The 18,035-nt window shown below is 60.0% G+C and carries 11 protein-coding genes; 1 reads left to right on the forward strand and 10 read right to left on the reverse strand.

All coding sequences use genetic code 11. The features are described 5' to 3' along the window. Window positions 1–96: 96 nt before the first annotated feature. From AC1RCO_RS08370 to AC1RCO_RS08415, 10 genes are all read right to left on the reverse strand, one after another. Window positions 97–3,027, reverse strand: a complete 2,931-nt coding sequence (locus AC1RCO_RS08370) for a glycosyltransferase family 2 protein (protein WP_065363360.1) — start codon at window positions 3,025–3,027, stop codon at window positions 97–99. A gap of 60 nt (window positions 3,028–3,087) precedes the next feature. Then, window positions 3,088–6,669 carry a glycosyltransferase gene (locus AC1RCO_RS08375; protein ID WP_492617629.1) on the reverse strand — a complete coding sequence of 1,194 codons (3,582 nt, stop codon included), beginning with the start codon at window positions 6,667–6,669 and terminating at the stop codon, window positions 3,088–3,090. A gap of 110 nt (window positions 6,670–6,779) precedes the next feature. Then, complete coding sequence (locus AC1RCO_RS08380; protein ID WP_065363359.1) at window positions 6,780–8,345, reverse strand: flagellar hook-associated protein 3; 1,566 nt, start codon at window positions 8,343–8,345, stop codon at window positions 6,780–6,782. A 13-nt stretch (window positions 8,346–8,358) separates the two neighbouring features. Continuing rightward, window positions 8,359–10,410: a flagellar hook-associated protein FlgK gene (gene flgK / locus AC1RCO_RS08385; protein ID WP_065363358.1), complete on the reverse strand. Its 2,052-nt coding sequence runs from the start codon at window positions 10,408–10,410 to the stop codon at window positions 8,359–8,361. 10 nt (window positions 10,411–10,420) lie between these two features. Continuing rightward, complete coding sequence (gene flgJ, locus AC1RCO_RS08390; protein WP_065363357.1) at window positions 10,421–11,683, reverse strand: flagellar assembly peptidoglycan hydrolase FlgJ; 1,263 nt, start codon at window positions 11,681–11,683, stop codon at window positions 10,421–10,423. A 10-nt stretch (window positions 11,684–11,693) separates the two neighbouring features. Continuing rightward, window positions 11,694–12,803 carry a flagellar basal body P-ring protein FlgI gene (locus AC1RCO_RS08395; protein WP_011059952.1) on the reverse strand — a complete coding sequence of 370 codons (1,110 nt, stop codon included), beginning with the start codon at window positions 12,801–12,803 and terminating at the stop codon, window positions 11,694–11,696. A 15-nt stretch (window positions 12,804–12,818) separates the two neighbouring features. Next, on the reverse strand, window positions 12,819–13,514 hold the full coding sequence (flgH, locus tag AC1RCO_RS08400; RefSeq protein ID WP_011059951.1) for a flagellar basal body L-ring protein FlgH: 696 nt from the start codon (window positions 13,512–13,514) through the stop codon (window positions 12,819–12,821). Between the two features lie 61 nt (window positions 13,515–13,575). Next, window positions 13,576–14,361, reverse strand: a complete 786-nt coding sequence (gene flgG, locus AC1RCO_RS08405; protein WP_011059950.1) for a flagellar basal-body rod protein FlgG — start codon at window positions 14,359–14,361, stop codon at window positions 13,576–13,578. 45 nt (window positions 14,362–14,406) lie between these two features. Next, window positions 14,407–15,147, reverse strand: coding sequence for a flagellar basal-body rod protein FlgF (gene flgF, locus AC1RCO_RS08410; protein WP_041116646.1), 741 nt, complete (start codon window positions 15,145–15,147; stop codon window positions 14,407–14,409). Window positions 15,148–15,352: 205 nt separating this feature from the next. Then, window positions 15,353–16,921 (reverse strand): sigma-54-dependent phenylalanine hydroxylase transcriptional regulator PhhR, encoded by a 1,569-nt coding sequence (locus AC1RCO_RS08415; RefSeq protein ID WP_047284476.1) that lies wholly within the window; start codon window positions 16,919–16,921, stop codon window positions 15,353–15,355. A 306-nt stretch (window positions 16,922–17,227) separates the two neighbouring features. Here AC1RCO_RS08415 and phhA point away from each other — a divergent pair, with 306 nt between their 5' ends. Then, window positions 17,228–18,019: a phenylalanine 4-monooxygenase gene (gene phhA / locus AC1RCO_RS08420; protein WP_011059947.1), complete on the forward strand. Its 792-nt coding sequence runs from the start codon at window positions 17,228–17,230 to the stop codon at window positions 18,017–18,019. Window positions 18,020–18,035: the final 16 nt, after the last annotated feature.

The following is an 18,035-nucleotide window of genomic DNA, read 5'->3' on the forward strand; positions in this document are numbered from 1 at the left end:
CTTCGGCACTTTCAGCGCTTTTGCAAAGTTGTAAAAAAGCCCACTTTCAGTGGGCTTTTTTGTGTGCGGCATGCAGCGGGAGAATATTGATCACTCTCAGCCTGCGGACTGCTCCAGCAGTTCCATCCAAGGAACCGCAGCCACAGGACCAAGGCCATAGCCACGCCCCTGCAAGGTCAGGTTCTTGTTATAGAAGCGGTCATGCCCCAGAACCTGCGACCACTTCTCCTGAAGTACCTGCAATACTCCAGGCGAGGACTCAAGCAATCCCGACTGAATGACTTGGACATGGGGAGTCCAGACCGTCAGGTAACCGCCCTGGCCAATCCGCAGGCACAGGTCGACATCGCCCAACCCTTCGGCAAACAAACTGTCGTCGATACCATCGGCGGCATCGAACAATTGCTTGGCAATCATCAGGCAGGCAAAAGACACCGCCGAACAGTTCTGCTCCACCACCAATCGATTGAGGTACCCCACGGATGTCTTGGGCTCACCAACAAACGCTGAACCGACACTGCCATTGAAACCCATGATCAGCCCCGCCTGGGTCACCCGCGCCTGCTGATCCACCAACTTGGCCCCCACCACGCCGACTTCAGGACGCAGGACCTGGTTAAGCAGTGACTCAATCCAGTTGACGTTGAGCACTTCGCTGTCAGCCGCCAGAGTCACCAGGTATTCACCCTTGGCTTGCTGGCTGAGGGTATTGATCAATGTCGCAGCCGACAAACCGGGTTGAATGCCGAACTGACGCAGACGGCTGGCCTGCTGCCCCTGGGAGGCCAGCCATTGATTCAATGGCGCCGAGTAGGCAGGGTCTTCAGCCAGCAGGATCTCGTAACGCTGATAGCGGGTTCGCTGCAGTATGCTGAGCAGGCAGCGCTGCAAGGCCGGCAGATCCTTAACGCTGTGAAGGATGATTGATACCAGCGGACGCTCAGTGAAGCGATAGTCGATCTTATGGGTCCCCGGCACCGGCGCGCTGATATCGGCCTGATAGCCTCGGGTGGCCAGATGACGCAACAGCGCCTTGCGCTCATCAGCATTGTTCTGCGCCATGGGCGCCTGGCAGACCAGCAGCGGCTCGGCCAGGTGGGCTAGCCCCTCCAAACCACCCTGCTCGATCAGGCGCAACAGCAGATCAAACTCCAGAGCGTCCTTGAACTCGCGGGAATAGCCTCCTGCCTGCACCAGCGCGTCGCGACGTACCAGCCAATGCTGTGCCAGCAGCGCAGGACAGTTCTGCAACAGGTCCAGGTTGAAGCCCGGACGGAATACATCACGCAAGGTGCCATCCGGCAGGCGCTGGATCTCATCCATGGCCACCGCACGGCATTGCGGTGCCGCCAACAGCTCAAGGCTTGCCTGATATAAGCCACTGGGTGTGAGTTCGTCTCCGGCTTGCGCCATGACCATCCAATCGCAATCGCTCTGCCGCACTGCCTGATTGATCTTGTCGACGTAGTTGTTCTCGTCGACCTTGACGAAATGCAAGGTGTTCTGCGGGGTAGTGACCGAAGGCAGGTCACCACTGGTGAAGACAATGATCTTGAAGTTGCGGCAGTAGCTGTTGATCACGCTATCGAAGGTCGCTTGCAACTTGAGGATGTCGGCCTGCAGATCCAGCAGCAATATCCCGAAAGAAGGCCCACCGGAATGGCGCGCCAAATGCCGTCCGATCTTCTCCACCTGACCGGCATCCGGCTCACGTGCTTCGAGCCAGTGTAGAAGGCGTCCGGAACGGGTTGTATCAAACCACTCAGCGCAGTGCGCCAGTGTCGCTGCCTGCAATCGAACCTCCCAGGCTTGCACTGCCTGCGCACGCTGCTCCTGCCCTCGGGCCTGCAGCGACAGAATCATCTGCCGCACCACTGGCAAATTGAAAGCGTAGAGCTCGAAGGCCTTCTGCAGCCGATCATCGAGAGGCTCGGCACTAGCGTTGCGCTGCACCCGCAACAACTCTTTCTGCTGGAGCATGACGCCTTCGAGCTCCTCCAACTGTCGACGACCGCTCGGTGCCGCATGAAGGAGAAACTCCAAGACGCTCAATTGTTCGAAAAACGCCTGGTTGTAGAAGGGCAGCTCTACGTACTGGATCGGCTCGAAGCGCCGGACCGGCTGTTCCAGCAGCGAGTCCCAAGTCGATTCGATCAGCTTTTCCGTTGCCAACCCTGGCAAGGTCGCAAGGTATTTGCCGACGGCCAGCAGGTTGTCCCGAGTACGCTGGCGAATGCTCTCGCCGTCGATGGCGTCGAAAGCCCCGGCCAGAGCCAGGGCGAAACGTTCGTGCTCAACCAGGGCCTGCGCGTCACGGTAGCTCAGTTGCGCTGCGATCTGCTGGCTTTGCAGCCTTGAAGCACAATGCCGCTCATGCAGCCCATAGGGGATTGGCAACAGACGCACCTTGGCGGCGACCATCAGACCATAGGAATGCCCGATCTCCTGCAGGGCCGGATTGAAATCTGCCGGCATCGAAACATACCACCGACGCAGCAACTCGGTTCGGGTCACTGCGCTGATCAACGATGGACAATGGCGGGCGAATACGTCCAACCGGGCCTCGGCAGACTCCGCGCAATAGTCCTCTTCCCCCTTGCGATCAAGGCGCAGGTAATCGACTCGCTGGGCATGTGCCTCGAAAGCCAGGCTGTATCCCTGGCAAGCACCGTAGTCGCCATGGGCCTCAAGAAAGTCCAGAGACTGCTCGACCCCTTCACGCAAAAGGAAACCCTCGACATCAGCCATGGCCATGTAAGGAGTCTTCAGCGTCGCGATGGACTGCCGCAATTTGCCGCTGAAATGCTCGGCACCGTCCGTCGGCACATGCAGATACAGCACATCGGCAAACTCGGCGCCCACCCCGTTATCGCTCTCGCTCGACGAGTCGACCACCAGCACCCCGCAAGGCCATTCACTGTAGTAGCGCAGCGCTCGACGCAAGGCCCGAGGCTGCTCATGCGCCAGCAAAACCAAGGTGAAACGCTCACTCAAGGGGGATGCGCCATTGGGAAAATTGCTTTGCATATGAATTCCTGTCCGCTCAATCGGAGGCATTAGGTTGTTGGCTGATGTCGCTCACACCCATCAGTCTGCGAGCCAGCCATCGGCCCAGTACTGCAGGTTGTCACCACGCAACATGAAGTCGCGCAGTACTACCTCGCGCAACTCATCGCCCATCTGGTAGCTGGCTTGTGGATCGGCCAGATGCATACGGATAGCCTGCAACCACTCCTGCGCCGAGTTACTGACGACCCGGGTACAGGGTAGATGACCACGATAGGCCTCGGTATCCGAACAGATCACCGGATAACCGCAGGCACCGTACTCAAGCAAGCGCAGATTGCTCTTGCAGTCGTTGAAAATATGAAACTCCAGCGGCGCCAGCGCCAGGTCGAGATTCAGGCTAGCCAGCTTGGCCGGGTAATTCGCCAGGCTCACGCCAGGGTGGTACTCGTGAACATAAGGCTCGAGCACTTCAGGGCACATTCCGAAGAACACCCATTCCACCTCATTGGCCAACTCCTTCACCACATCGGCAATCAACTCCAGGTCACCACGGTGGCTGGTGCCGCCACCCCAGCCAATCCGTGGTTTGAGTGAGGTGCGGCGCTGGCTGCGAATCTGGCTCCACAAATGCGGTGCCAGCATGTTCGGCACCACCCGGATATCCTGGTGCATGCTGGACAGGGTGTTGGCCAGGGCATAGGTCGAGACCACCACGCGGTCACACTGGGCTATGCCACGGCGCAACAAATCCTGGATATTGTCGGGCATGTTGCGAGCATGATCGTTGCGCTCGGGAATATGCGCAACGTAGTCATCCAGCTCATAGATCCTACGGGCCTGGGAATAATTGCGAACCTGGCTGATATCGTTGAACTTGGAGGTGTTGTAGCGCCCCTGAAAGATCACCACGTCCGGCTGCAGGCGCTCAATCTCGATAATCGAAGGCATTTGGTAAGACACGCTACCCGTTATCCTCTGAGCCTCTTGCAACTCGATCAGTGGCTGGCTGACGCGGTAGTGACCGATGGCAGAATTATTCAGGGCCAGGCCGAGAATTGAGGGTACTGATCGACTGCAAAGTGGATTCCATCCCGCACGCGAACCGGGCATCAATCCGAAACTGATGCCCGTCAGAGTAAGGTTGTGGTTGTAGGCAGGATCCCGAGCCACCTTCGGCAGCCAGCGCTTGTAGAACGCTTCCTGCTCACGCTCCAGCCGCCGCTCCCAACCCTCCTCTCGTCGAACTTCTTGGGAAGCTGCCAACACAACTGCCGCATGCGGCGTAGTCACGATCAGGTAACCGTTCTTGCCCACGCGCAGGCACAACTCCAGCGAGTTGATCCCCTGAGTGCCGACCTCCTCATCGAAACCACCTGCTTCCGCGAAGACCTGAGCTCGTACCATTAGGCAATGGCCGCTCACAGCACTCCAGTTCTGCACCACCTGCATGCGCTGCATGTAGCCGACCGAGGATACCGGCTCGTTGACAAAGGCTCTTCCGGCCAGGCCTTCCAGGCCAAGTATCAAGCCGGCATCGATGACATTGCCTAGCGTATTCAAGGTCCGCGGCCCGACTATCCCCACCTCAGGACGCTGCCCGTGATTGAGCAACTCTTGCAACCAATCCTTGTCGCGAACAACACAGCAGGTACTGAACATCAGCAGATAATCGCCCCGCGCCTGACGCGCCGCGAAATTCATCAACTGTGCTTCATTGCCACCCTGCTCATGGAAAAAAATCCGCAACGCGTCACTGCCGAGATCAGCCATGGCCCGCAACCAGTGACACAATTCGGGTTGGCTGCTGGCGTTATCCACAATGATGATTTCATAGCGGGTGTAGGCGGTATGAGTAATCAGACTATTGATGCACTGTTCCAGCGCCCCCAGATCGTCCTTGACCGAGACGAGGATCGACACCAGCGGATCGGAGACATGCACATATTCAATCCGCGGAATCAATTGCAGGCCTCTCCCCTCATGCAATCGATGCTCGACACCGATGCGCTGCAAATGGGCTGCCAGCAGGTGCGGGTTCTGCTCCACGACTTGCGGTAATGACAACCATTGAGCAAAGGAAAACTGCGACTCCACCTGAATCTCGGCAATGTGCTCGATGACCTGCGATCCATGGCTCTCCACCAGGCGCCAGATTAGGTCATGAGGCGCCAACTCACCGAGCCTTGCATCGAAACAGCCTAGATTCAGCACAGCCTGGCGGTCGAATGCCAACGTCCGACCCACATAGGGATATGAACGCAAAAGATCGAGATTGAAGTCCGGCTTGAAGATAGGCTCCACCGATTTCCCATCGACCAGGGCACCTTCGTCGCTGTATATGCAGAAGACTCCCTGGCTGCAGACAATCCGCTCGGCCAGAATCTGTAGCGCCGTCTCCCGCAGACAATCGCCCGCACGCAACAGGTAAAACCAGTCCACACCATCTTGCTGGACCAATAGTTCGTTGGCCCGAATCAGCCACTCACTGCCCAGCGCATGCCGCCGAACCTTCTGATCCAGGGCACACTGGCCGTCAGAAAAGAGCAACACCTGCGACTCGTAGCCCTGCGCAGCAATGCTGGACAACGTCAAATCCACGGCGCTGTCATCCGCATCGGTGTCGATGACCAAAAGCATGATCTGCGGACGCTTTGTCCAGAAACTCATCTGCCTGGATAGCAACTGCTGCTGCGCCGGGCTAAAACGACGATACCGCAACCATTGACCATAGAGATCGCCATAGCTTTCAGTATCAGTACCGACATGGCTCTGGATAATGCCCTGGCGCCCCGCCATCAGCACATAGAGGTTGATTTCCTCCCAGTCACGCAGTGACGGCCCTTGCGCCTTATCCAGCGCAAGATAACGAACCCAGCCCTGGGCCGGGGCCTGATCACCGCTGCGCTGTTTGAGCATCTGCTCCAGCCAGCCCCACTCAACGATTGCGGCGCTGACTATTTCCGGACGGCGCGAAAGGCGCTCCGGATAAAGACGCTCGAAACTGCCTAGGGCACTGAGCTCCACTAGGTTGCCGCGACGCAAAAGACAGACGAACAAGGCAAAGTCGAGCGTCGCGACAAACCCACCTTGCTCCTGTGCCAGGGCCGGCAACAGAGACTCGATGTTCGACCGGCGCATCAATGCACAACTGAACCCCCCGAGGATGTTGCGCGGGGCCTTTTCAAAGTACGCCAGCAGGTCCTGCCCGTTGAACAATGCATCGAACTGAGTTAGGCCCACATTCTCCATGCGGATGGGTAGCACGTAGTCGTCGGCATCGAAGAAGTGGTGCTTGCTTACCACCAACTGGACGTCGTCCTGGGTATCCAGAATCGCTGCCTGGCGCTCGATGCAATCGGCCACCAGTTGGTCATCGTCACAGAGAAACTTGATGTATTCGCCGCTAGCCTCTTCCAGGCAACGCAGGATGTTGCGCTGAAACCCCAACCGCTGGGGGTTGCGCACATAACGCAGCGTGACGGCAGGATACGAGCTACGCGCCTGGGTTACGATCTGTTCGATTTCATCCGTGCGGCAGTCATCGCACACAACGATTTCAAGGCTGGAGTAGGTCTGGCCAAGCGCACTGCACAGTGCAGCACTAAAAAAGCGAGGGTTGAATGCCGCAATGGCGATGCTGACAAGAGGGGCTGGTTTCACGCGCGTAACTCTCGACCGGTATACGCCGGCTCACGTGAGAGCGGAACGCCCCGATCCGTAAAAAGAAGAAGAACGGGGATCGCGCAGGCTGCCACGATCCCCTCACTGAATCAGACCTTATTGAACAGGCCCAACTGAGCGATCTTGCTGAATGCCAACTGCGAAGCCTGCAGCATGGTTTGTTGCAGGGTCAGGCGAGTCATCACTTCGGCTGGATCGGAATCGCTAATCGCAGAACGCGTCTTTACGTTGGCCGCCGACAGGCTCTCGTTGATTTCTGTCTGAGTATCCAGGGCCTGGCCGCGACCACCAATCGAACTGATACCAATGGCCAGTTGATCAACACCGCTGGTCAGGTTGGCAATACCAGAGGCAAGGTCTGCCAGCTGCTTCTGGGTAGCTATGGTATCGCCGGTCACTGGAGTGTTGAGGGCGTTTTTCAACTGGCTCACAGTGTCCAGAATGTTCTGCGTTTCATGAGTATTGACCGCAACACTGAACTGATCATTGGCCGCGGGAGCGGTGCCATTCAACTGGAAACTCACGCCAGCCGCCGTAGCTACATTGCCCGCAGTCAGAGTTCCCGAAGACACCGGCTTACTGTCGGCAGTCACGGGAGCAGCATACAGATCGAAATCAGTGGCGCTGGTGAACTTGAGCACCGCCGAACCACTAGGGAAAGCCGCTTTGTAGGCCGCCTGGTCGGTCACAGTAGTGCTGCTGACCTGAGCCATGCTCGGGTTACCCGGGCTGCGGGCCACATTGAAGGTATCGGGTTTGGCCGCCAAGGTGAATTGGTGCCCCGGCAGCAATGCTGCGGGGTCTTCACCTGCCTTCAAATTGACGTTCAGGGTCAGGTCGACCCCACGAAAGCTCACGGTCTGGTTGGGACTGCTATCGAACACTCCACCCTTGCTCGCTTCGGATGTGACGTCGACACCATTGGCATCAGTGATCTTCAATTGAGTGCCAGTAACGAACTCGACCTTGTAGGGCTCGCCACTGCGAAAGCTGTTGTTGTAATTGACGCTATTGGTCACCTGCCCATTAGACAAGCTCACACGACCATCATCCACCGCTGGCAAGACACGGGTGACCTCACTGCGACTGGTGTTAAGGGCTTGCTGGAAAACATCCCAGCCAGTGCTATTGGCGGCCATTGTCATGGTATCGCCCACCGGCAGCTTGAGGCTGGTCTGGTCACCGTTGTAGCTGTAGGTGCCATCGGAGTTTCGGGAGAATGGCGGCACATCATCCTTGGAACCACCGAAGATGTACTTACCGTTTTCATCCTGAGTGTTCATCAGGCTCAGCAACTGCTCTTCGATCTGCCCCAGCTCAGAGGCGTTGGCCTGACGGTCGGCATCGGTGTAGCCAGCGTTACCAGCACCCAGCGCCAGTTCCTTGGCTCGCGCCAGCACATTGTTGATGCTGGTCATCACCGACTCGGCCTGGCCCAGCGAGGCCTTGATCGAGTTGGTATTGGTCTTGTACTGATCAAGCAGAGAAGCCTGCTGGCCCAATTGCAGCAAACGCGAAGCGCCTACCGGATCGTCTGCAGCGGTATTGACGCGAACCAGGCTGCTGGCCTCTTCGCTGCTCTTGACTACGTTGGCGAAGTTCTTCTGGTAGTTGGCAGCCGAAGACTCGTAAAACTGGGCGGTGGAAATGCGCATGGGCTACGGCTCCTTAAAGGCTGTTGATCAGCGTGCTGAAGGTTTCCTGCGCAGCCTTGATGATCTGCGAAGACGCTGTGTAGTACTGCTGGAATTTGACCAGGTTGCCGGTCTCTTCATCCAGGTCAACCCCGGACAACGAGTCCCGAGCCCCTTTGGCGTTGGCCAGGATGGTGCCGTTGGCGGCGGTGTCGAGCTTGGCCTGACTGGCCTTGGCACCAACGTTCTCGATCAGCTTGCCATAGGCATCCACCAGGGTGATGCCCTTGCTGGCGGAGCCGGTATCGACAGTCTGCTTGGTCTGCAAGCCGGCCAGGGCCAAACCATTGCGGTTATCGGACGAGCCGGCACCGTTCACCGAAATACTCATGCTGTCGCCAGAGTTGGGCGCGCCGGCAATGGTCATCTGCACGGTAAATGTCTTGGTCACAGGCGGCGTACCGCCGTCAGTGACCGGATTGCCACTGGCATCTAGCATGTTGACTTGCAGATTCAGGGTATTGCTCTGCCCCGGCACGATAGAGCCGCTGCCCATCTTGTTGCCTTTGGCATCGTAGTAGTCGTAGGTCTGACTGCCACCGGACACGGCGTTGAACACCACCTTCACCGGGCCCGAATTCTTGATAGCAGTCTGCATCTCCAGCCTGGCAGCGGCATCGTAGTTGTCGACTGGCACCGCTAGCGAAGGCTGCGCGGAAATGCTCAGCGAACTCTTGATCCCGGCACCGAGCTCAGCCTTCAACGGCGCAGCCAGGGCTAAGCGTTTGGCGTCAGTCATCTCGGTCTGGATGGTCGTCGCCGCGTTGCGTGTCGGGATGATCTTGAAACTGTCACCAGCACCCGCTGTGCCATTGAGATTTAGCGAAAAGCCATCAATCACCGGAGCCGGCGATGTCGTGGTGCTGAAGCTGCCCATGTCGGTCCCATCAGAGCGCTTCACGCTGTAGTCAGTGGCACTGCTGAAGGTCACGGTGTAATCGCTTGTGCTCAGCTTGCCAGTGTCTTTGATGGTCACATCGAAGTTGCCCGAACCTGTACTGTTGCTGGTGCTGGCAACGCTGCGCTGGGCGACCATGCGAGCACTGTTGATGTCATTGAACAGGTTGCCGCCGAAATTGCCGTTCTTGTCGATGCCCTGAGCCATCTGGCTGTTCATCTGATCGGCGATAACCAAGGCCACGCGCCCCAGTTCATTCATCGCCGGATCCAACACCTCACTGCGATAACGCAACAGACCACCGATCTCGCCACCGGTGGTGACGTTAGTGATATCAACAGTGCTAGTACCTCGGTTGAGCTGCAGCGCGGAACGGCTCGGGTCGTTCTTGCCCTGCACCACTTCCAGGGTATTGGCCGAGTTACCCATGACCAGCGGCTGGCCGCTGCCCAGGTACAGATCGACGCTGGAGCCACGCTCCGAGACCTGTACACCGATGAAGGTCGAAAGCTGGCGCACGGTTTCATTACGCGCATCGAGCAGGTCGTTGGGCATGCCGTTGCCGTTGGTCGACAGCTCGGAAATCTTCTGGTTGAGCTGGGCCACGGTGTTGGCCAGCTTGTTGACCTGGTCCGCCATGTTCGCCAGGTTGCCGTTGATATTGGTGTTCTGCTGGTTGAGCTGGCTGGACACCGAATTGAAACGGTCGCTCAGGGCCTGGGTATCGCTGAGCAGCAACTGCCGGGAAGCCTCGTCGGTGGGCTTGGCATTGAGGTTCTGTACCGAAGCGAAGAACTTGGTCAGGGCGCCGGTCATGCCGGTGCCGCTGTCCGATAGCAACTGGTCGATCGGGCTGATCTGCCCCTGATAGGCCGCCACGTCACTGTTGAGCGAAGTAGCCGTACGCAGTTGTGCGTCCAGGAAGCTGTTATACACCCGGCGTACATCCGCCAGGGTGGTGCCAGTGCCGATGAAGACATTGCCGAACTGATTCGAAGCCTTGGTGCCCTGCACGGTCTGCTGACGCGAGTACCCGGCGGTGTCGGCGTTGGCAATGTTGTTACCCGTGGTCATCAACGACGTTTGGCTGGCGGCCAGCCCCGACATCCCGATATTGAGCAAACTCATGATTCAGACCTTATAAATTCGTGGAAACGCCAGCCGCAGCGTAGTTCTGGTAATTCTTCATCTGCTTGGCTATCTGCGAAATCTTGCTTGCGTAATCCGGATCCGTTGCATACCCGGCTTTTTGCAACTCGCGAACAAACTGTTCTGGTTTATCGGCCACCTTCAGCACTTCTTGATAGCGATTGTTGCTCTGCAACAAGGTCACCAGATCGTGGAAGCTGTCCTGATAGGAATCGTAGGAACGGAACGCCGCCGTCTCCTTGACCATCTGCCCGTTGCGGAACTCGCTGGTGATCGCCCGGGCCTGTGCACCCTGCCAACTGCTGCCGGCCTTGATGCCGAACAGGTTGTGGCTGCTGCTGCCATCCTGCTGGCGCATCACCGATTTGCCCCAGCCGGTTTCCAGGGCGGCCTGGGCCACCAGGTAGCGTGGATCGATCCCGATACGCTGGGCCGCCTGCTGCGCCATCGGCAGCATGGTGGCGACGAAGTCGTCGGCGGAACTGAAGGCACGCTTGGCCGGTGCCAGCGGCGGCTGGGCCATGGCTCGGCCATAGACCCGCATCTTGCCCTGGGACGCGGCGTAGCCCTGATTGACCCGCCACTCGCCCCGCAGCACGGCATCGGCGGCCGGGCTGTTGCGGGTCGGCGCGACGTTCTGTGCACCGCCCTCGACGGCACCGGCCGACGGCACGATGCCGGTCAACAGGCGATCGGTGAGCTTGCTGGGCAGGGACAGACGACGCTGGTTGAGCAGCACCATGTCGTTATGCGCCACGCTCGTGCGCAAAGGATCGTGGGCCCGCGAAGCCCACATCGGGCGCTGGCCGTTGACCCGGCTCAACGGACCATCCTGGGCCGTGGTACCGGCAGCGATCGGCGTCGGAGTCGCCACCGGCGCCGCGGCCGGCAAAGTCGTGGTGGCCGCATTCGGATGAGCCGGCTTGTTCTTCATCATCTGGCGCATCAGCACATTGGCCAGGCCGATACCGCCACCCTCGCGAGACAGGGACACCGCCAACTGCTGGTCATACATGTCCTGGTACTGCTTGGCGGCCGGGGTATTGAGCGGGTTGTCCTGGCCTATGACATCAGTGGCCTTGCGCATGGACTTGAGCATTTCATTGAGAAACAGCGACTCGAACTCCTGCGCCACTTTGCGCACGTTGGCTTCGCCGTCCTTGTCGCCGACCTTCAGTTGCTGCAGGCGGTTGAGGTCGGAGTAAGACCCGGAATCGCCGCTGCCAATCAGTCCGCTCTTACGAATATCCATGGCGCTCACCTCAAATCACGATCAGGTCGGCCTGCAAGGCGCCGGCCTGTTTCAAGGCTTCGAGGATGGCCATCAAGTCGCCTGGCGCCGCGCCCACCTGGTTCACCGCCCGGACGATCTCATCCAGAGTGGTGCCCGGGCCGAACTTGAACATCGGCTTGGCTTCCTGCTGAGCATTGACCCGCGAGCGGGGCACCACCGCGGTCTGGCCATTGGACAGAGGGCCGGGCTGGCTGACGATCGGGTCTTCGGTAATGGTCACGGTCAGGCTGCCGTGGGTCACCGCCGCCGGCGAGACCTTGACGTTCTGGCCGATGACGATGGTGCCGGTACGGGAGTTGATGATGACCTTGGCCACCGCCTGCCCCGGATCGATCTCCAGGTTCTCCAGGATCGACAGGTAGTCCACACGCTGGCTTGGGTCCAGGGGCGCGGTCACCCGGATCGAGCCACCGTCGATGGCTTGGGCCACGCCTGGGCCGAGCATGTCGTTGATCTTGTCGACGATGCGCTTGGCGGTGGTGAAATCCGAACGGTTGAGGTTCAGGGTCAGGCTGTTGCCCTGGTTGAAACCACTGGGCACGGCACGCTCGACCGAGGCGCCACCAGGAATCCGCCCGGCCGATGGTACGTTGACGGTGATCTTCGAACCGTCGCGTCCTTCGGCATCGAAACCACCCACCACCAGGTTGCCCTGGGCGATGGCGTAGACGTTGCCGTCGATACCCTTGAGCGGCGTCAGCAGCAAGGTGCCGCCACGCAGGCTCTTGGAGTTACCAATGGAGGACACGGTGATATCCACCTGCTGGCCCGGCTTGGCGAACGCCGGCAGATCGGCACTCACCGACACCGCCGCGACGTTCTTCAACTGCACGTTGCCGGAGCCGGCCGGCACCTTGATGCCGAACTGCGACAGCATGTTGTTGAAGGTCTGCAGGGTGAACGGCGTCTGGGTAGTCTGGTCGCCGGTACCGTTAAGCCCGACCACCAGGCCATAGCCGATCAATTGGTTGGAACGCACGCCGGAAATGCTGGCGATGTCCTTCAACCGCTCGGCCTGGACGCCAAGGGAAGTGGACAGCAACAACGCCGCCGCCATCAGGTGCTTGAAATTGAGCATGAGTCTTTTCATCACCTAGAAAGGGAACAGCGGGCTGAGGAAGAAACGGTCGAACCAGCCAGGCTGGTTGGCATCGGCAAACGAGCCGGTGCCCGAATAGGTAATGCGTGCATCCGCGACCCGGGTCGAGGACACGGTGTTGTCGGTGGCGATGTCGTCCGCCCGTACCAGGCCTGCAATCCGCACCAGCTCATCGCCGGTGTTGAGGGTCATCCACTTCTCGCCGCGCACCGCGATGATGCCGTTGGGCAGTACGTCGGCCACGGTCACGGTGATCGAACCGGTCAGGCTATTGCTCTGGGCCGCCTTGCTGTCGCCCTTGGTGGCGCGATTGCCGCTGTAGCCGGCATTCAGGGTCAGGTCGCCGTCGCCCAGCGGGTTGTTGGTGTTGGGCACGGCACCGAACAGCGAGGTCAGGCCAATGCTGTTGGAACTGGTCTTGGTCAGCGCCGAGTTGGCACCCTTGCTGGCGTTGGTCCGCTCGTTCAGGGTGATGGTGATGATGTCACCGACCCGGAACGCCTTGCGGTCGCTGTACAGGTTCTGCTCGAAGCCGGCCTGGTAGATCGAACCGTTGTTGGACGCGGAAGGCAGCGGCGTACGCGGCAGCACCGGCGCGTAGTAAGGGTCATTGGGCTTGGGCGGCGGGGCGACACAGCCCGCGAGCACGGCACTCCCACTCAGCGCTAGAACACAAATAAACCGATTCATGACCCTTCCTCACGATGTTGCCGGTGCGCCACTTCAGACCCGTGGCGACCTCAAGACTTGATTACAGCTTCTGCGTAATGAACGAGAGCATCTGGTCCGCGGTGGAGATCACCTTGGAGTTCATCTCGTAAGCGCGCTGAGTGGTGATCATGTTGACCATCTCCTCAACGGTGCTGACGTTGGAGGCTTCCAGGGTATTCTGCAGCGTGGTGCCGAAACCGTTGAGGCCCGGGGTACCGATCTGCGGCGCGCCACTGGCGGCGGTTTCCAGGAACAGGTTGTTGCCTTGGGCCTGCAGGCCCGCCGGGTTGATGAAGTCGGCGGTTTGCAGGTTGCCGATCACCTGGGACGCCGGGTTGCCGGCAATGGTGATGGACACGGTGCCGTCCTGGCCTACGGTGAAGGTCTGTGCATCGTTGGGCACGACAACCGCAGGCTCCAGGGCAAAACCGCTGGCGGTGACGATCTGGCCGTCGGAGTTCAGGTGGAAAGTACCGTCACGGGTGTAGGCCGTGGTGCCATCGGGCTGCAGGATCTGGAAGAAACCGCGGCCGTTGATGGCCAGGTCCAGAGGCTGCTCGGTGGTCTGCAGGCTGCCGGCGGTGAAGTTCTTCTGGGTGCCGACAATGCGCACACCGGTACCGACCTGCAGGCCGGTTGGCAGCTCGCTGTCCTGGGTGGACTGGGCCCCCGGCTGACGCTTGATCTGGTACAGCAGGTCCTGGAACTCGGCGCGATCACGTTTGAAGCCCGTGGTCGAGACGTTCGCCAGGTTGTTGGAAATGACGGTCAGGTTGGTGTCCTGGGCGGACAGACCGGTTTTGGCAACCCATAGAGCCGGAAGCATTGATTTCTCCTCTCGCGCCTGTTTTACGGCGCTAGATACTGGTAATTAGCTGATCTGCAAGACCCGAGCCATGGCCTGGTCGTCTTCTTTGGCGCTGTTCATCATCTTCACGTGCAATTCGAACTGCCGGGACAGGGCCAGCACCGCGGTCATTTCCTGCACGGCGTTGACGTTGCTCGACTCAAGGAAACCCGAGACCAGCTGGACGTTGGCGTCGGCGGGTGCCGGCTGGCCGTCCTTGGTCTTGATCGAGCCGTCCAGGCCTTTGGTGAGGTTCTTGATGTCCGGGTTGACCAGCTTGATGCGGTCGACCTCGGCCATGACTCGCGGGCCCTCGCCCATGGCACGGATACTGATGGTGCCGTCCTGGCCAACTTCGATCTTCTGCTCGGGCGGCACGGCGATCGGGCCGCCGTTGCCCATCACCGGCATACCGTTGCCGGCGCGCAGCACACCCAGGGCGTCGACATTCAAACTGCCGGTACGCACATAGCTTTCGCTGCCGTCGGGGCTCTGCACGGCGATCCAGCCGTTGCCGCTGACGGCCACGTCCAGGTCACGACCGGTCTCCACCATCGAGCCGGCACTGAAATCCGTTGCCGGGCGCTCGCTCATGGCAAAGGCGCGCGCCGGAAAGCTGTCACCAAATACCGGCATCGCACGGGCCTGCTCCAGGTCGCGCTGAAAACCATTGGTAGAGATGTTCGCCAGATTGTTGGCATGAGCCTTTTGCGCCAGTGCATTCTGGCTGGCGCCGGTCATTGCCACATAAAGGTACTTGTCCACAGTCTTTCCTCTGTCTGCCGGACGTTTGCCGCCCACCGCTGTACTGCGAAGCCATAAGCAATAAGCGCACCAACTTTTTCACGCAGTGGTGATCCCCAGGCGGGGCAAGGCTTTGCCTGATTACAGAGGAAAAAACAGCGTTGGCAGAAGACGGAAAAACGGCGGTCTTATGCCGCTACCGGCAAGTAACGGCCCGGATACAAGCCTAGGGATTGTCGCCGGCATTCTTGCCGACCTCGTATTCGCGCAGCTTGTTGGCGATGGTGGTGTGGGAAACCCCCAGCCGCTTGCCCAGCTGACGGCTGCTGGGGTGCTCGGCGTACAGACTCTCGAGCACGGCCTTTTCAAAGCGCCCGACAATCTGTTCCAGGCCACCCTCCAGGGAGAAATCGCCAAGCGGCTGGCGCGCACCATAGTCCGGCAGCCGGATGTGCTCGGTCTTGACCGTACCGCCATCGCACAGGGAAACCGCCTGAAACAGCACGTTCTCCAGTTGCCGCACATTGCCCGGCCAGTGGTAGTGACTGAGGCGTTCCATGGCCGCCGGCGCCAGACGCGGCAACGGGCAACCGATCTGCCGGCTGGCCTGGTCGAGAAAGTGCTCCACCAGGGGGGTCAGGCCGTCGAGGCATTCGCGCAATGGCGGAATGTGCAGGGACAGCACATTCAACCGGTGATAGAGGTCCTGACGGAACTCGCCCCTGGCGCACAACTCGGAAAGATCCACCTGGGTCGCGCAGATCACCCGCACATCCAGGTACACCTCTTCATCGCTGCCGACCCGGCGGAAGCAGCCATCCTGCAGGAAGCGCAGCAGCTTGACCTGCAAGCGCGGGCTCATCTCCCCTACCCCGTCGAGAAACAGGGTGCCACCGGCGGTCAGCTCCAGCAGCCCCAGCTTGCCCTCTGCCCGAGCCCCCTCGAAGGCGCCGGGGCCGTAGCCGAACAGCTCGGTCTCGGCCATGGACTCCGGCAACCCGGCGCAGTTCAGGGCCATCAGCGGCGACTGCCCGCGCGGGCTGGCCAGGTGACAGGCACGGGCCAGCAGCTCCTTGCCGGTCCCGGTCTCGCCCTCGATCAAAAGCGGCGCATCCAGCGGCGCCATGCGCCGCGCCTCACGCACCACCGCCGCCATGACTTTCGAACTCTGGAAGATGCTGTCGAAGCCCCGCAGCTCCTGCTTGCGCACGTTGTAGATGCGCTCGCCAACGCGATCCGCCCGGTGCAAGGTCAATACCGCGCCGGCCATGGCTTCGCTGTCGTCATGTTCCGATTGCAGCGGCGCGATGTCCGCCAGGAACACATCGCCCCTGACCTTGACCCGCAACCCGTTAATCCGCGACTGGTTGGCCCGCACCAGTTCCGGCAGGTCGAAGTCTTCGGCGTAGCGCGACAGGGGAATGCCTGGCACCTCGTCCACCCGCACTCCCAGCAACTGCGCTGCGGCCCGGTTCGCCGCCACGATGGAGCCGCCCATGTCGATGGACAGCACCGGGAACTCCAGAGCCCCCAACAGCGCATTGAGCTCCATGTGCCGGCGCTCGCTGGGCATCAACCCGACTCGCTTGACGCCAAACACCCCGGCGATGGACTCGAACTTGGGGCGCAGCGCCTGGAATTGCAGGTTGATCAGGTTCGGGCAGTGCAGATAGATGGCATTGCCATGCTCGCCCCCCACCTCGCCACGGGCCACGTTGATCCCGTATTCCACCAGCAGGTTGAGAATGTCGCGCAGGATGCCGATGCGATTCTGGCAGTGAACTTTGATACGCATAGAAGGAAGGCCCTGGGACTGACAGTGAAAGGCATAAGCGCCGAAAACCGACGCTTATGGCATCGGGCTTTACAAACTTTCTGCAGGATGGCGCAGATAGTCGTCAAGATTATGTGACAGCAAACCGCTTTTTCAAACCTGAAAACCACCACAGGGTGGAGACCCCGCCAGATTCGTAACGTTTACTTTACAAATTGGTGCACGACAGCCCTCTACCCGCACCGGCCACCTGCTGCAAAGCGTCGCACCCTCGGGTATCACTGGGGTCACACATAACAAGAACGCATCCCCTGGCAGGAGAGCAGCATGAAGCAGACGCAGTACGTGGCCCGCGAGCCCGACGCGCAAGGTTTTATCGACTATCCACCCGAAGAACACGCGGTGTGGAACACCCTGATCACACGCCAGTTGAAAGTGATCGAGGGTCGTGCGTGCCAGGAGTACCTGGACGGCATCGACAAGCTCGGCTTGCCCCACGACCGTATTCCGCAACTGGGCGAAATCAACAAGGTCCTGGGTGAAACCACCGGCTGGCAAGTGGCCCGGGTACCGGCGCTGATCCCCTTCCAGACTTTCTTCGAACTGCTGGCCAGCAAGCGCTTTCCCGTGGCGACCTTCATTCGCACCCGCGAAGAACTCGACTACCTGCAAGAGCCGGACATCTTCCACGAGATCTTTGGCCACTGCCCGCTGCTGACCAACCCCTGGTTCGCCGAATTCACCCACACCTACGGCAAGCTCGGCCTGCAAGCCACCAAGGAAGAGCGGGTGTACCTGGCGCGGCTGTACTGGATGACCATCGAGTTCGGCCTGGTGGACACCCCGGCCGGGCGGCGCATCTACGGCGGCGGCATCCTGTCCTCGCCCAAGGAGACCGTGTACAGCCTGTCCGAAGAGCCGGAACACCAGGCCTTCGACCCGCTGGAAGCCATGCGCACGCCGTATCGCATCGACATCCTGCAGCCGATCTATTTCACCCTGCCCAACCTCAAGCGCCTGTTCGACCTGGCCCACGAAGACATCATGGCCCTGGTCCACCAAGGCATGCAGCTGGGCCTGCACGCCCCCAAGTTTCCGCCAAAACCCAAGGCGGCCTGAGCGGCCCGCACTCGCG

This window comes from Pseudomonas sp. GW823-FHT03E05, assembly GCF_058796855.1.

Bases quoted from the DNA above. Each gene is read 5' to 3' on its own strand.
- flgH (WP_011059951.1), bottom strand. From the start codon at position 13,514: ATGAATCGGTTTATTTGTGTTCTAGCGCTGAGTGGGAGTGCCGTGCTC.
- flgJ (WP_065363357.1), bottom strand. From the start codon at position 11,683: ATGGATATTCGTAAGAGCGGACTGATTGGCAGCGGCGATTCCGGGTCT.
- AC1RCO_RS08395 (WP_011059952.1), bottom strand. From the start codon at position 12,803: ATGCTCAATTTCAAGCACCTGATGGCGGCGGCGTTGTTGCTGTCCACT.
- AC1RCO_RS08370 (WP_065363360.1), bottom strand. From the start codon at position 3,027: ATGCAAAGCAATTTTCCCAATGGCGCATCCCCCTTGAGTGAGCGTTTC.
- flgG (WP_011059950.1), bottom strand. From the start codon at position 14,361: ATGCTTCCGGCTCTATGGGTTGCCAAAACCGGTCTGTCCGCCCAGGAC.
- phhA (WP_011059947.1), top strand. From the start codon at position 17,228: ATGAAGCAGACGCAGTACGTGGCCCGCGAGCCCGACGCGCAAGGTTTT.
- AC1RCO_RS08380 (WP_065363359.1), bottom strand. From the start codon at position 8,345: ATGCGCATTTCCACCGCCCAGTTTTACGAGTCTTCGGCTGCCAACTAC.
- AC1RCO_RS08415 (WP_047284476.1), bottom strand. From the start codon at position 16,921: ATGCGTATCAAAGTTCACTGCCAGAATCGCATCGGCATCCTGCGCGAC.
- flgK (WP_065363358.1), bottom strand. From the start codon at position 10,410: ATGAGTTTGCTCAATATCGGGATGTCGGGGCTGGCCGCCAGCCAAACG.